This window comes from Streptomyces sp. NPDC025651 (assembly GCF_055558735.1).
Genome location: NZ_JBVHLZ010000013.1, coordinates 82,076 through 96,386, shown reverse-complemented (window position 1 = coordinate 96,386; position 14,311 = coordinate 82,076). Strand labels below are relative to the sequence as shown.

Genomic DNA, 14,311 nt, shown 5'->3' with positions numbered 1-14,311 from the left:
CGAGCTCTTCAAGTGGCGCACAACTTCACGCCGCCCACCACCTGAAGGTAAAAGCAACGTTGCAGAGACTATGCCTTCAAGTTTCGAAGTCAATAGGTGGGCTGCTGTGAATTTGAGGGCAACGTGAGGCTACGTGCGTTCAAGGCTTGAACTCTTGAAGTGGGTCCTCGGCCTGGCTGCCGGACCGGCTAGCGGAGCCTCTGACTGATGACCTTCGAGACGCCGTCGCCCTGCATGGAGACGCCGTACAACGCGTCGGCGACCTCCATCGTGCGCTTCTGGTGCGTGATCACGATGAGCTGCGAGGCCTCCTGCAGCTCCTGCATGATGCGGATGAGCCGCTGCAGATTGGTGTCGTCGAGCGCCGCCTCGACCTCGTCCATCACATAGAACGGGCTGGGCCGGGCCTTGAAGATCGAAACGAGCAGCGCCACGGCCGTCAGCGACCGCTCACCACCCGACAGCAGCGAGAGCCGCTTGACCTTCTTGCCCGGCGGTCGGGCCTCGACGTCGACGCCCGTGGTGAGCATGTTGTCGGGGTCGGTCAGGATCAGCCGCCCCTCGCCGCCGGGGAAGAGCCGCGAGAAGACGCCCTCGAACTCCCGGGCCGTGTCGTGGTAGGCCTCGGTGAAGACCTGCTCGACGCGCTCGTCGACCTCCTTCACCACCTGGAGGAGATCGGCCCTCGTCTTCTTGAGGTCTTCCAGCTGCTCGCTCAGGAACTTGTGCCGTTCCTCCAGCGCCGCGAACTCCTCAAGGGCCAGCGGGTTCACCTTTCCGAGCTGCTGATACGCCCGTTCGGCCGACTTGAGCCGCTTCTCCTGCTCGCCGCGGACGAACGGCACCGGCTTGTTCCGCGGGTGCTCGGGGTCCTCGGGCAGCTCCTCGCCCTCGGCGGGGGGCGAGGGCGGCACGGGCTGATCGGGGCCGTAGTCGGCCACGAGTCCCGCCGGCTCCACACCGAGCTCCTCCAGCGCCTTGGTCTCCAGCTGCTCGATCCGCAGCCGCTTCTCGGCACCGAGTACCTCGCCGCGGTGGACCGAATCCGTCAGCTTGTCCAGCTCGGCCTTGAGATCACGGCCCTGGCCCCGCGCGACGTCCAGATCCCGCTCCCGCACCTCCTTGGCGCGCTCGGCGGCGGCACGTTCCTCCTGGGCGCGGACCAGGGAGACCTCGACGTGGGCGAGCAGCTGGCGCCCGCCGGACGCCACGGCCTCGGCGACCGCCGCCTCGTGGCGAAGGCGCGCCCTGCGCTGCTCGGCACGCGCGCGTGCCTCACGTTCGGCGCGCGCGGCCCGGTCGAGGGAGTCGGCACGGCCCGCGAGGCCCTTCACCCGCTCCTCGTGCGTACGCGCCTGGAGCCTGGCCTCCATCTCGGTCTGCCGGGCGTTGGCACCGTCGGCGGCGAGGCGGTCGCGCACCGAGGTGTCGGGCTCCTCGTCGACAGGGGCTTCCTCCGCCACGGCAAGGCGTTCGGAGAGTTCCTCGGCCTCCTCGACCGCCCTGTCCAGCGCCTCCTGCGCCTTGGCGGCGGCGGTGGCGGACCGTTCCGCCTCCCCGGTGGCGCCCCGCGCCTGCCCGGCGAGCCGCCCCAACTGCTGGGCCACGGACGACTTCTCCCGGTCGGCGACCCTGCGCCGCTCCCCCAACTCCTCGACCAGCGCGGCACATTCCTTGCGCCGCTCACCGGCGGCCCGCTGCGCCTCGGTCAACTCCTCGCACTGAGCGGCCAGTTGCTCCAGCTCGGCGGCGGCCTCGTCGACCGAGGCCTGCACTTCGAGCAGGCTGGGCGCCCCCGCGGACCCGCCGTGCGCGAAGTGCGCCCCGAGCAGATCCCCTTCGGCGGTGACGGCGGTCAACTCCGGGTGGGCGTGGACGAGATCCTCGGCGTCCTCCAGCGTCCCCACGGCGACGACCCCGCGCAGCAGCCGCCGCACCGCGGGCATCAGCTCGTCGGGCCCCCGCACGAGATCGGCGACGTACGGCGGCCCCTCGGGACGCTCCGGCTGTACGTCGTCGGGGGCGCCGCCGAGCAGCAGCGCCGCGCGCCCGGCGTCCTGCTTGCGCAGCAGCCGGATGGCCTCGGCGGCCGTGCCGGGACCGTTCACGGCGATGGCGTCGGCCCCCGCGCCGAGCGCGGCCGCGACCTGCACCTCGAAGCCCGGGGCGACAGTGAGCAGGGCCGCGGCGGGACCGAGCAGCCCCGCGAGCTGGTCCCTGGCCGCGACCAGCGCGCCGGTGCCGTCCTTGCGCCGCAGGCCGAGCGCGAGGGCCTCGTGCCGGGCTGCGACCGCGGCCCGCCTGCGCTCGGCCGCGGTGGCCGCCTCCCGCGCCGCGGTGAGCGCGGCCTCGGCCTCGGCGAGGTCCCGCTTCGCCGCGTCGTGCCGGTCCCCGAGCTCCGCGTCGTCCGCGTCGAGCCCGTCGACCTCGGCCTTGAGCTGCTCGTACTCCTCCTGAGCTGCGACCGCGCGCTCGGCGGCCTCGTCCCGCGCGAGGGCGAGCCGGTCGATCTCGGCCTGCGCGGAGGCGGCCCGCGAACGCGCCGCGTTGACCTGCCCGCCGAGCCGCGCGAGCCCTTCACGCCGGTCGGCGATGGCCCGCGCCACGTCCTTGAGTCGCCGCTCCTCGACCGCCAACTGCCGTTCGAGATCGGCCCGGTGGGCCACCGTGTCGTCCAGGGCGTGCTCGGCCGCTTCGAGCGCGGCCGTCAGCTCGGCCTCCTGCTCCCGGATGCGGGCGGCCTCGCGCTCCATGTCCTCGGGGTCGCGCCCGCGCCGCTCCTCGGGCGGCGCGGCGGTGGCGCTCTTGACCCGGGCGTCGGCCAGCGAGACGGTGCCGCGCACCCGCTCGGCCAGCTGCGACAGCTCGTACCAGGTCTGCTGGGCCCGCTGCAGCCGCGGGGTGAGGCGCCGCACCTCTTCCTCCAGCCGCGCCTCGCGCTGCAGGGCGGCCTTCAGCTCGGTCTCGGCGCTCTCCTTGCGCTCCTTGAGTGCGGCCTCGTCGGCGACCTCCGCGTCCAGCGCCTCACGCAGCCGTACGAGGTCGTCGGCGAGGAGCCGCAGCCGGGCGTCGCGCAGGTCGGCCTGGATGACGGCGGCCCTGCGCGCCACGGCGGCCTGCCGGCCAAGGGGCTTGAGCTGGCGCCGCAGCTCGTCGGTCAGGTCCTGTACGCGCGCGAGGTTGGCCTGCATCGCGTCGAGCTTGCGCAGCGCCTTCTCTTTGCGCTTGCGGTGCTTGAGGACGCCCGCGGCCTCCTCGATGAAGGCGCGCCGCCCCATCGGGTCGGCGTGCAGCACGCCGTCCAGCTGCCCCTGTCCGACGATGACGTGCATCTCGCGTCCGATGCCGGAGTCGGAGAGCAGTTCCTGGATGTCGAGGAGGCGGCAGGTGTCGCCGTTGATCTGGTACTCGCTGCCGCCGTTGCGGAACATGATCCGCGTGATGGTGACTTCGGCGTACTCGATGGGCAGCGCGCCGTCGGAGTTGTCGATGGTGAGGGACACCTCGGCCCGGCCGAGCGGCGGCCGCCCGGTGGTGCCGGCGAAGATGACGTCCTCCATCTTGCCGCCGCGCAGGGACTTGGCGCCCTGTTCGCCCATGACCCAGCTGAGCGCGTCCACGACATTGGACTTGCCGGAACCGTTCGGTCCGACGACGCAGGTGATGCCCGGCTCGAACTTCAGTGTCGTGGCTGACGCGAAGGACTTGAAGCCGCGCAGGGTCAGGGCCTTGAGATGCACGCCGTCGGACTCTACCTTTCACTGACCGTTTCACCCATGAAGATGCAGGGCACATCAGACGGTAAAGACAGCAGCGTACGCCGGGGCAAAGAAAGAAGGGACGCCGAAGCGTCCCTTGCAGATCTGGAGACAAGCGGCTGACACGGGCAGCCCGACCACTTGCTTACCACGAGGCGCCTTTGCGGGAAGGCCCCGGTATGTACTTGATCAAGTAGTGGTCAGGTGAGCGCAGGCTCCGCCTGGGGTACGTCGATGCTCTCCAGGAGCGATTCGTGAGAAGCGGCAGCCGCCAGCGCGTCGTTCTCGGCCTGGATCCGAACGAGCTCGGATTCGAGGTCCTGGACGCGCTGCTGGAGCCGTCGCATCTCGGCGAGGAGTCGCGGGTCGCTGCCGCCGACGTAACCGAGAAGCGCCTTTGCCATGATGGATGGTCCTCCACACTGAGTGACCGACCGAAGCGGTGTGGGTCGTGAGGGAATCGCACCCGCGGTGCTTGGCACTCTTTGTTTCGCTGGGTCTTGCTGGCCGTTCTCACATGCCAAACAGCTAAGGTGCGCGGGGCTTCCAGAGTCTCACCAAAAAGTTTGACGGTCAACACGATCACACCCCGTATTGGCGGGCGACCCGGGGGCGCGCGGCCTCGGAACGGGCGGCGCTGCTTCTCCTTCGGGGCCCTGGGGGCGTGGAGATCATCCTTACCTGCGGAGCCTGCCACGGCAAGCCGTTCTTGGCAACCACCAGGTCTTTTCTGCCTCAGGCAGTTGCCCGGGACACACGTCGCGGCACGCGGTGACCCCCGTCCCACCGCGTCCGCCCGGGTCAGCGTCAGCGAATGGCGAAGGTCTCGTATATGCCACGTGGTGTGTCCCAGATCTCGGTGACTCCGTCGACCCGTCCGGGTGTGTCGCCCTCGCGAAGCCAGTCGAGCAGTTCCTGACAGCCGGCGCGGGGCCCCTCGGCGACGACCTGGACGCGACCGTCCTCCAGATTGAGAGCAAAACCACTCAGGCCGCCGATCTCGAGGGCCTTGGCCCGCGTGAACCAGCGGAAACCCACAGCCTGCACGCGTCCTCGCACCCAGGCGGTGAGTCGTACGTCTTCGTTCATGGCTGCACGCTAACCGGCCAATTGCTCTCGGAGCACTTCGCCCCCATGCGCCATCGCGTACAGTCCGGACTCGATGAGCCTCACCCGTATGGGTGAGTCACGTTGATCGTAAGGACGAAAGGCCAGGAGATGGGACGCCACCGACGCTCCGGCGCCGGCCGCGCCGCCGCCACCCCTGAGATCCAACCGGGGACGGTGTCGCACCGCCGCGGGGGCCGCGCCGCCGCCCCGGTCCGCACGGGCCTGCTCGGTGTCTCCGCCGCCGTCGCGATGGGTGCCGTCGCGGTCGCTTCGGGCCTGGTGCCCGGCGCCGACACCTACCGGCTCGGCAGCGACGACCCCGGCCAGGTGCGCTCCGCGGGCTCCCCGACCCAGGTGGACCCGCAGGGCGGCACCGACGGCACCGCCGACCGCGGCGCGCCCTCGCCCAGCCGTGGCACGGGCCGCTCACAGGCGCCCGCCCCGGCCCCGTCCAAGGCCGACCCAAAGCCGTCGAAGACGCCCTCGCAGAAGCCGTCCTCCCCGGCGCCGAAGCCGGACGCCGACGAGAAGAAGGCGACGCCGAGTCCCTCTCGTACGCAGGAGGAGAAGCCCAAGGCTCCCGCCACTCCCCCGCAGTCGCCGTCCGACGAGAGCGCGGCCGAGGCCGCGGTGCTCACGCTGGTCAACCAGGAGCGGGCCAAGGCGGGCTGCAGGCCGGTGCGGGCGGACGACCGGCTCGCGGCGCTGGCCGGGCAGTTCAGCGCCGACATGGCCGAGCGGGACTTCTTCGACCACACCGACCCGGACGGCGCGACGCCGTGGGACCGCGCCGAGAAGGCGGGCATCTCGGACCTGGGCGGCGAGAACATCGCCCGCGGGCAGGCCAACGCCCAGTCCGTGATGGACGCCTGGATGAACAGCCCCGGCCACCGCGCCAACATCCTCAACTGCGACTACAGGACCATGGGCGTCGGCGCGCACTTCGCGCAGGGCGGCCCGTGGTGGACGCAGGACTTCGGCTTCTGACCGGCGGACGGTCCCGCTGACGGCGGGACGGCCCGGGGTCAGGCCGCGACGGACGCCTTGCCCGCGAGGAAGACGCGCGCCGTCTCGGTGACGCGGCGGCCGAGGTGTTCGGCCGTGGCGATGTCCGCCTTGTGCACGCCCTCGGGGCCGTCGTCGGAGTTGGTCTGGGCGGCGGCTCCGGAGAAGAAGCCCAGGCGGTTGAGGTCGTTCTCCGAACCCGTGGTGGAGTTCCAGCCCGGGGTCAGTCCGAGGTTCACCCAGTGCATGGCGTGCTGCGCCGCGAGCGTCTGGAAGTACTGCAGGGTGTGCAGCTTGTCGCCGCTCTTGGAGCCGGAGTTGGTGAACCCGGCGGCCAGCTTGTCGTGCCAGGCCTTGGCGAACCAGCGCTTGGACGTGGCCTCGGCGAAGACGTGGAAGGCGCCGGAGGCGGTGCCCATGTAGGTGGGCGAGCCGAAGACGATCGCGTCGGCCGCGTCGAGCAGCTCCCACTGGGCTTCGGTGATCTCGTCGACCTTGATCAGGTGAACGGTGGCGCCCGCGTCGGCGGCACCGGCGCGGACGGCCTCGGCGACGACGGCGGTGTGGCCGTAGCCGGAGTGGTAGGCGATGGCGACAACAGGGCTGGTCATGACGGGTGTACTCCTCGTGAGGGCAGGGCTGCGTCAGGTCATGGCTGGGTGGATCGCCGGGGTCCGGCAGGCACAAGAAGAAGGAAAGCACTAACTTTCAGTTAGCGCAACCCAGCGGCAAGCGCTGCGCGAGAGTATGGTGTCTGCATGGATTCCACGGACATGGCGTACGACGTGTTCTCCCGGCAGTGCCCGTCGCGGAGCACGCTGGAGCACGTCACAGGACGCTGGGGAGCGCTCACCCTCGGCGCGCTGCACGACGGCACGTTCCGCTTCAACGAACTGCGCCGCCGCGTCGACGGCGTGAGCGAGAAGATGCTGTCCCAGACCCTGCACGCGCTGGAGCGCGACGGCCTGGTGCACCGCGACGCGCAGCCGACCAACCCGCCGCGCGTGGACTACCGCCTCACCCCGCTGGGACAGGAGGTCGCCGAGCGCCTGCTGACGCTGATCCGCTTCGTGGAGGCCCGGCAGGACGAGGTCCGCACGGCCCAGGAGCGCTACGACGAGGCGCGCGGCGCCCTCTGACAGCGCGGGCAGAAGTAGCTCGACCGGTTCATCCAGGGGCGCCTGCGGATCGGGGTGCCGCAGCGGCGGCACGGCTCGTTCTCACGGCCGTAGGCGTCCAACGACCGGTCGAAGTACCCCGATTCGCCGTTCACGTTCACGTAGAGGCTGTCGAAGGTGGTGCCGCCGACGGCCAGGGCCGCGTTCATCACATCCCGTACGTGGCCCAGGAGTTCGGCCGTGCGCGGGCGCGTGAAGGCGCCGGTGGGCCGTTCGTAGTGCAGCTTCGAGCGCCAAAGGGCCTCGTCCGCATAGATGTTGCCGACGCCGCTGATCAGCGACTGGTCGAGCAGCGCCCGCTTGATCGTCGTACGGCGGGCACGCAGCGCGAGGTGGAAGGCCGCGTCGTCGAACGCCTCGTCGAGGGGGTCGCGCGCGATGTGCGCGATGACGTCGGGGAGTCCGTCGGCGGTGGTGTCGTGCAGCGAGAGCCCGCCGAAGGTGCGCTGGTCGACGAAGCGCAGCTCGGTGCCCTGCTCGTCCGCGAACCGCACCCGGATCCTCAAGTGCCTCTCGTCCGGCGCCTCTTGGGGCTGCACGAGAAGCTGGCCGCTCATGCCCAGATGGGCCAGGACGGACTGCGCGGAGTCGGCGAGCGGCAGCCACAGGTACTTGCCGCGCCGCTGGGCGAGCCCGATCCGGTGCCCCGCGAGCCGGGCGCCGAAGTCCTCGCCGCCCGCGACGTGCCGCCGCACCGCGCGCGGATGCAGCACCTGCACATCCGCGACGACGCGACCGCTGACCCAGCGCTCCAGGCCACGGCGGACGACTTCGACTTCGGGCAACTCGGGCATGGTCTCCTCCAGCACAGATGCCGGCCGCCCCCGAAGGGGCGACCGGCATCAAAGGATATGCGGCGTCAGGCCGAGGGGGTGTCGGCGGTCCCCTCGGACTGCGCGGCAGCGGCGGCCTCCGCCGCCTTCGCCCGCTCGTCCGCGGCGGCACGGATCGCGCGCCACGCGGACTCGGCGGCCTGCTGCTCCGCTTCCTTCTTGCTGCGGCCGGTGCCGGTGCCGTACGAGACGCCTCCGACGCGGGCGGCAGCAGTAAAGGTCTTCTCGTGGTCGGGTCCGCTCTCCGAGACGAGGTACTCGGGCACGCCGAGGCTCTCCGTCGCGGTGAGCTCCTGGAGACTGGTCTTCCAGTCCAGGCCCGCACCCAGGTTCGAGGACTTCTCGATCAGCGGGTCGAAGAGCCGGTGCACCAGCTCGCCCGCCGCGTCCAGACCCTGGTCCAGATAGACCGCGCCGATCACCGCTTCAAGGGTGTCGGCGAGGATGGATGCCTTGTCCCGGCCTCCGGTGCCCTCTTCGCCCCGGCCGAGCCGGATGAAGGAGCCCAGTTCGAGGCCACGGCTTACCTCCGCAAGCGCACGCGAATTGACCACCGCGGCCCGCAACTTGGCCAGCTGGCCTTCGGGCAGGTCGGGGTGGGTGCGGTACAGCGTGTCCGTGACGACGAGACCGAGCACGGAGTCACCGAGGAACTCCAGGCGCTCGTTCGTCGGCAGGCCGCCGTTCTCGTACGCGTACGAACGGTGGGTCAGCGCGCGCACCAGAAGGGCGGACTCGAGCTTGTACCCGAGCCGCCCTTCCAGAAGCGTGTGGGACGAGGCCGTTGTCTCCGCCAGTTTCTTGGCGTCTTCCGCCTTCTTGGGGCTAGACACGGTGCCTCTCACCAGCCGCTCAGACCTCGAGGACCTGGCGCTTGTTGTAGGTGCCGCAGCTCGGGCACGCGATGTGCTGCTGCTTGGGCTCCTGGCAACGCTCACACGAAACCAGGGTGGGGACCGCAGCCTTCCACTGCGACCGGCGGTGGCGCGTGTTGCTGCGCGACATCTTCCGCTTCGGAACAGCCACGGCTACTTCTCCTGCTTCTCGTCGACGCCCGCTTCCGCTTCGGCGCCGCTCATCTCGTCCTTCTCGCCGTCCTGGATGGTGCCAGCGAGTCCCTGCAAAGCCGCCCAACGGATGTCGACGGCGTCGTGGTGGTGGTCCGGGTCGTCCGCGAGCCGCACTCCGCACTGGGAGCACAGGCCCGGACAGTCGTCCTGGCACACCGGCTGCATCGGCAGTGCGAGCACCACCGCATCACGCAGCACAGGCTCGAGGTCGAACATGCCGTCCTCGAGAAAGAGCCTGTCCTCGTCTTCCTCGGCGTCGTCGGCCGGTTCCGCGGTGCGGCCCCGGTCGTCGGCGTCAGGGTACGAGAACATCTCCTGGAAGTCCGCGTCGAGCTCCAGCTCGAGCGGCTCCAGACACCTTACGCACTCCCCCTCGGCCGATGCACGGGCGGTGCCTGTGACAAGCACCCCTTCCATGACCGACTCAAGGCGGATCTCCAGCTCGACCGGGGCGCCCTGCGGCACCCCGATGACACCTTCGATACCGAAGGACGCCGGCGAGGCCGGTGCCTCGATCTCGCGGGTCAGCCGCTGCATGGCACCGGGACGCCGACCCAGCTCGTGTGTGTCGAACACGAGGGGGTTGCGGTGGTCGAGGCGCGTGCTCAGGGCTTTTCCTGCTTTCGAATCCTGGAGGTCCATAGGAGGGGCCGCCGCACTGATGCCTCAGAAGTGAGGCTTGGGTGGGCAGCCGGAGTCGCGGACGTATGCGCGACCGAAGAGCCAGGATACTTGACCATCCGCTCTCGGCCCAATCCGGTCCCGATGCGCCCCTAGCGCCCCTGCTCGTACTGGCGCAGCTGCTCGGCGCTGATCATGGTCGTGTCGAAGAGGCTGGTCTCCTCGAGGGCCGCGGGCGCGGGGGCCTGCTGGTACTGCGGCTGCTGCGGCTGGTCGTAGCCCTGCTGGGGATAGCCGTACTGGTCCTGCTGCGGGTACGCGGCGTACGGGTCCTGCTGGCCGTAGGCCTGCTGCTGGTACGCGTACTGGTCCTGCTGCTGGTACCCGTACGGGTCGGGCTGCTGCTGGGGCGGCGCGTACGGCTGCTGGGCCGGGATCGGCGGGGCCTGGGCCGGCTGCGGCGGGGCGGCGGGCTCCGCGGCGGGCGTGGGGCCCGCGAGGTCGGCGAGGTACTCGGCGTCGGTGGTGTGCCCCTGGGTGGTGGCGCCCTCCGCGAGGCTGCCGAGCTCGTCGGCGGGGGCGCGGCCGTGCAGGGTCTGGCGGCCCTTGCCGACGGCCTCCAGGGTCTTGGCGAGGACCGCCTCGAAGGCGCCGAGCTTGGCGTCGACGTACGCGTCGGCGTTGCGGCGCAGGGTCTCGGGGTCGTGGCTGCGCTCGGGGGCGTCCTCGTCCTCGTAGCCCTGCTCGTCGAGGCCGGGTCCGGTGCCGAGGAGCTTCTCGCGGCCGCGGCCGACGGAGCCGAGGGTCTTGGTGAGGACGACCTCGAAGTTGGCGAGCTTGCTGTCCACGTAGTCGTCGGCCTCGACGCGGACCTCTTCGGCGGCCTGGCGGGCCTCGGCGAGGATGCGTTCGGCCTCGCCCTGGGAGCGGCGGGCGACCTCCGTGTCGGAGATCAGGGAGCCGCGCTCGGCGTGCGCGGTCTCGATGATCCGCTCCGCCTCCTGGCGGGCCTGCTCGACCAGCTGCTCACGGCCGCCGATGAGCTCCTGAGCCTGGGCGAGAGAGCCGGGCAGGGCCTGCCTGACCTCTTCGAGCATCGAGAGCAGATCGGCGCGGTTGACCACGCACGAGGCCGACATGGGCATGGACCGGGCACTGCCGATCGCCTCGACGATGTCGTCGAGCTTCTTCTGCACGTCCACCGATGGCTCGCCACTCTCTACAGCTGGTTGGGAGACGGACGGGACGACTGTAAGGCCACCGGCCGCCCGCCCGACACCGGGTGACGCACTGTCAGGAGGTCCGCACAGGGGTCACTTCTTGCCCAGGCGTTCGACGAGGGCCTCGTGGACCAGCGGCGGCAGCAGGTGGGCGACGTCGCCGCCCCAGGCCGCGACCTCCTTGACCAGCGAGGAGGAGAGGAAGCTGTAGGTGGGGTTCGTCGGGACGAACAGGGTCTCGACGCCCGAGAGGCCGTTGTTCATCTGGGCCATCTGGAGTTCGTAGTCGAAGTCGCTGACGGCGCGCAGGCCCTTGACGATGGCCGGGATGTCGCGCTGCTTGCAGAAGTCGACGAGGAGGCCGTGGAAGGACTCGACCTCCACGTTGCCGAAGTCGGCGGTGACCTGGCGGATCAGGTCGATCCGCTCCTCGATCTCGAAGAGGCCCTTCTTCGACTGGTTGATCATCACCGCGACGTGCACCACGTCGTACAGCTTGGAGGCGCGGGCGATGATGTCGAGGTGTCCATTGGTGATGGGGTCGAAAGACCCCGGACAGACGGCGCGGCGCAACGTGAGTCCCTCGCTCTCCGGTCCGGTCATGGCGCGATCTCTGAGTCGTCGCACGTAGAGGCGGCGCGACCGTACCAAAACGTCCCTTCGCCGTAGCGACGGGACCTGAGGGGGTCAAAACCCTCCGGCCAGCCGAATTCTCCGCCTCTCGTACTGCGTTCAACGGTGACGAGCGCGTCGTCCGTGAGCCAGCGTTCCGAGCGGAGTGTGAGGAGGATCTCCCGAAGATCGTCATCTTCGACGGCGTACGGAGGGTCGAGGAAGACCAGGTCGTACGGGGCGGCGGGAGCGCCCCCCTGGACGATCTGGGCGGCTTTGCCCGCTCTCACCTCGGCGCCGGGCAGGCCCACCGCCTTCACGTTCTCCCTGATGGTGCGTGCCGCCCTGGCGTCCGCCTCGACGAGCAGGGTGTGGGCGGCGCCGCGGGACAGCGCCTCCAGGCCCACGGCGCCGGATCCCGCGTACAGATCGAGCACACGCGCGCCGTCGAGCGTGCCCTGCAGGGCCTGCCAGGTGGAGAACAGGCCCTCCCGCGCGCGGTCGGACGTGGGGCGGGTGCCGTTCCCTGGCGGGACGGCGAGGCGGCGTCCGCCGGCCGAGCCGGCGATCACGCGGGTCATCTGAGTCCTTCTGGCTGGGGATGCGCCACGTTGGTGGGCTCACCCCACGATATGGCGTGCACGGCCGTCAGCCCTTGTCGAGGTACTGCTCGCGCTCGGCGTCGAGCAGGGCGTCCAGGGCGGTGCGCAGCGCGGGCAGGTGCTCCAGGTCGGGGTCCTCCGTGACGACCGCGACGGCCTCCTCGCGGGCGGCTGCGATGACCTCCTCGTCCTCGATGACGGCGAGCATGCGCAGGCTGGAGCGGACACCCGACTGGGCCTGGCCGAGCACGTCGCCCTCGCGGCGCTGCTCCAGGTCGATGCGGGAGAGCTCGAAGCCGTCGAGCGTCGAGGCGACGGCGCCGAGGCGGCCGCGGGCGGGGCTGGCCTCGGGCATGTCCGTGACCAGGAGGCAGAGGCCCGGGGCCGACCCGCGGCCGACGCGGCCGCGGAGCTGGTGCAGCTGGGAGACGCCGAAGCGGTCCGCGTCCATGATCACCATGGCGGTGGCGTTCGGGACGTTGACCCCGACCTCGATGACCGTCGTGGCGACCAGGACCTGGGTCTCGCCCGCGGCGAAGCGGCGCATCACCGCGTCCTTGTCGTCGGGCTGCATGCGGCCGTGCAGGACCTCGACCTTCAGACCCTGGAGGGGCCCGCGCGCGAGCTGCTCGGCGACCTCGATCACGGCGAGCGGCGGCCGCTTCTCGGCGGTGGCCTCTTCCTCGGCCTTCTTCTTGGCCTTCTTCGGGTCCTCCTCCTCGTCGCCGATGCGGGGGCAGACCACGTACGCCTGGTGGCCGTTCTCCACCTCCTCGCGCACGCGCTCCCACGCGCGGGCGAGGAAGTGGGGCTTGTCCTGGGCGGGGACGACATGGCTGGCGATCGGCGAGCGCCCGGCGGGGAGCTGGTCCAGGACGGAGGTCTCCAGGTCGCCGAAGACCGTCATCGCGACCGTGCGCGGAATGGGGGTGGCCGTCATGACCAGGAGGTGCGGGGGCTGCTTGCCCTTGCCGCGCAGGGCGTCGCGCTGCTCGACGCCGAAGCGGTGCTGCTCGTCGACGACGACCAGGCCGAGGTCGTGGAACTGGACCTTGTCCTCGATCAGCGCGTGCGTGCCGATGACGATGCCCGCCTCGCCGGTGACGAGGTCCAGAAGGGCCTGGCGGCGGGCGGCGGCGCCCATGGAGCCGGTGAGCAGCGTGACCTTGGTGGCCTGCTCGGCGCCGCCGAGCATCCCGCCCTCGGCGAGCTCGCCCATCATCTCCACGATCGAGCGGTGGTGCTGCTGGGCGAGGACTTCGGTGGGCGCGAGCATCGCGGCCTGCCCGCCCGCGTCCACGACGGCGAGCATGGCGCGCAGCGCCACCATCGTCTTGCCGGAGCCGACCTCTCCCTGGAGGAGGCGGTGCATCGGGTGCTCGGTGGCGAGGTCGTCGAAGATCTCCTTGGAGACCTTCTCCTGGCCTTCGGTGAGCGTGAAGGGCAGCTTGGCGTCGAAGGCGTCGAGGAGGCCGCCCTCCTTGGGCCTGCGGGCCACGGCGGGCAGCTGCGCGTCCGCATACCGCCTCCTGGCCAGGGCCACCTGGAGGACGAACGCCTCGTCCCACTTGAGGCGGTCGCGGGCGGCGGCGATGTCCGCCTTCGAGTGCGGCCGGTGGATCTTCAGGAGCGCTTCGGTGAGCGGGACGAGCCCGCGCCCGTCGCGCAGGGCGGGCGGCAGCGGGTCCACGGCCTCCTGGGCGCTGGGCAGGACCATGTCGACCGACTTGGCGATCTTCCAGGACTCCAGCTTGGCGGTGGCCGGATAGATCGGCAGGAGGGCGCCCGCCCAGGAGCCGACGGCCTCGCCGGCCTGGTCGCCGTCGCCCTTGAGGAGTTGGTACGCCGGGTGGGCCAGCTGCATCTTGCGGTTGAAGACCGAGACCTTGCCGGCGAACATCGCGCGGGTGCCGGGCAGCAGGTCCTTGTGCGGCTTGTGGATGCCGCGGCCGAAGAAGACGAGCTGGACCTGGCCGCTGCCGTCGGTGATCGTGACCTCCAGACGCTGGCCCCTGCCGCCGTTGAACTTCAGGATGCGGGCGCTCGCGACCTGGGCGACCACCGTGACGTGCTCGTCCAGCGGGAGTTCGGCGAGGCGGGTGAGCTCGCCCCGCTCCGCGTACTTCCGCGGGTAGTGGTGCAGGAGGTCGCCGACCGTGTGCAGGTCGAGGTGCTCGGCCATCACCTTCGCGGTGGCGGGGCCGACCACTTTCTTCAGGGGTTCTTCGAGCGCAGGCACGAGATCCATTGCACACCACGCCACTGACAATCCGGCGTACGCGTCCCGAATCCGCCGCCCACC

The 14,311-nt window shown here is 70.8% G+C and carries 14 protein-coding genes; 2 read left to right on the top strand and 12 right to left on the bottom strand.

From position 1 onward, the window contains the following. Window positions 1-188: 188 nt before the first annotated feature. The 3 genes from smc to ACZ4D5_RS36175 form a co-directional block, all read right to left on the bottom strand. Window positions 189-3,740, bottom strand: a complete 3,552-nt coding sequence (gene smc, locus ACZ4D5_RS36185) for a chromosome segregation protein SMC (RefSeq protein WP_467776718.1) — start codon at window positions 3,738-3,740, stop codon at window positions 189-191. Between the two features lie 218 nt (window positions 3,741-3,958). After that, entirely contained in the window at window positions 3,959-4,162 is a 204-nt protein-coding gene (locus ACZ4D5_RS36180; protein ID WP_098245029.1) for a hypothetical protein, read from the bottom strand. A gap of 403 nt (window positions 4,163-4,565) precedes the next feature. Next, window positions 4,566-4,847 (bottom strand): acylphosphatase, encoded by a 282-nt coding sequence (locus ACZ4D5_RS36175; RefSeq protein ID WP_392143155.1) that lies wholly within the window; start codon window positions 4,845-4,847, stop codon window positions 4,566-4,568. 129 nt (window positions 4,848-4,976) lie between these two features. Here ACZ4D5_RS36175 and ACZ4D5_RS36170 point away from each other — a divergent pair, with 129 nt between their 5' ends. Then, complete coding sequence (locus tag ACZ4D5_RS36170) at window positions 4,977-5,855, top strand: CAP domain-containing protein (protein WP_467776717.1); 879 nt, start codon at window positions 4,977-4,979, stop codon at window positions 5,853-5,855. Between the two features lie 38 nt (window positions 5,856-5,893). On the opposite strand, the gene ACZ4D5_RS36165 is transcribed toward ACZ4D5_RS36170, so the two are convergent. Beyond that, window positions 5,894-6,484: a flavodoxin family protein gene (locus ACZ4D5_RS36165; RefSeq protein ID WP_467776716.1), complete on the bottom strand. Its 591-nt coding sequence runs from the start codon at window positions 6,482-6,484 to the stop codon at window positions 5,894-5,896. Window positions 6,485-6,631: 147 nt separating this feature from the next. Between ACZ4D5_RS36165 and ACZ4D5_RS36160 the strand changes: the two genes are divergently transcribed. Further along, complete coding sequence (locus tag ACZ4D5_RS36160) at window positions 6,632-7,012, top strand: winged helix-turn-helix transcriptional regulator (protein ID WP_467776715.1); 381 nt, start codon at window positions 6,632-6,634, stop codon at window positions 7,010-7,012. On the opposite strand, the gene mutM is transcribed toward ACZ4D5_RS36160, so the two are convergent. The 8 genes from mutM to recG form a co-directional block, all read right to left on the bottom strand. Beyond that, entirely contained in the window at window positions 6,985-7,845 is an 861-nt protein-coding gene (gene mutM, locus ACZ4D5_RS36155) for a bifunctional DNA-formamidopyrimidine glycosylase/DNA-(apurinic or apyrimidinic site) lyase (protein WP_467776714.1), read from the bottom strand. The genes ACZ4D5_RS36160 and mutM overlap by 28 nt on opposite strands. 65 nt (window positions 7,846-7,910) lie before the next feature. Further along, window positions 7,911-8,729: a ribonuclease III gene (rnc, locus tag ACZ4D5_RS36150; protein WP_362340018.1), complete on the bottom strand. Its 819-nt coding sequence runs from the start codon at window positions 8,727-8,729 to the stop codon at window positions 7,911-7,913. Window positions 8,730-8,736: 7 nt separating this feature from the next. After that, window positions 8,737-8,910, bottom strand: a complete 174-nt coding sequence (gene rpmF, locus ACZ4D5_RS36145) for a 50S ribosomal protein L32 (RefSeq protein ID WP_026165248.1) — start codon at window positions 8,908-8,910, stop codon at window positions 8,737-8,739. Window positions 8,911-8,912: 2 nt separating this feature from the next. After that, the gene (locus tag ACZ4D5_RS36140; protein WP_362340019.1) at window positions 8,913-9,596 is read right to left on the bottom strand and encodes a YceD family protein; all 684 of its coding nucleotides are present in this window, start codon (window positions 9,594-9,596) and stop codon (window positions 8,913-8,915) included. Window positions 9,597-9,727: 131 nt separating this feature from the next. Next, window positions 9,728-10,777 carry an ATP synthase subunit B family protein gene (locus ACZ4D5_RS36135; RefSeq protein ID WP_467776713.1) on the bottom strand — a complete coding sequence of 350 codons (1,050 nt, stop codon included), beginning with the start codon at window positions 10,775-10,777 and terminating at the stop codon, window positions 9,728-9,730. A gap of 111 nt (window positions 10,778-10,888) precedes the next feature. Beyond that, on the bottom strand, window positions 10,889-11,368 hold the full coding sequence (coaD, locus tag ACZ4D5_RS36130; RefSeq protein ID WP_467776824.1) for a pantetheine-phosphate adenylyltransferase: 480 nt from the start codon (window positions 11,366-11,368) through the stop codon (window positions 10,889-10,891). 26 nt (window positions 11,369-11,394) lie between these two features. After that, complete coding sequence (rsmD, locus tag ACZ4D5_RS36125; protein ID WP_467776712.1) at window positions 11,395-11,988, bottom strand: 16S rRNA (guanine(966)-N(2))-methyltransferase RsmD; 594 nt, start codon at window positions 11,986-11,988, stop codon at window positions 11,395-11,397. A 67-nt stretch (window positions 11,989-12,055) separates the two neighbouring features. Further along, window positions 12,056-14,257 (bottom strand): ATP-dependent DNA helicase RecG, encoded by a 2,202-nt coding sequence (gene recG / locus ACZ4D5_RS36120; RefSeq protein ID WP_467776711.1) that lies wholly within the window; start codon window positions 14,255-14,257, stop codon window positions 12,056-12,058. Window positions 14,258-14,311 lie beyond the last annotated feature (54 nt).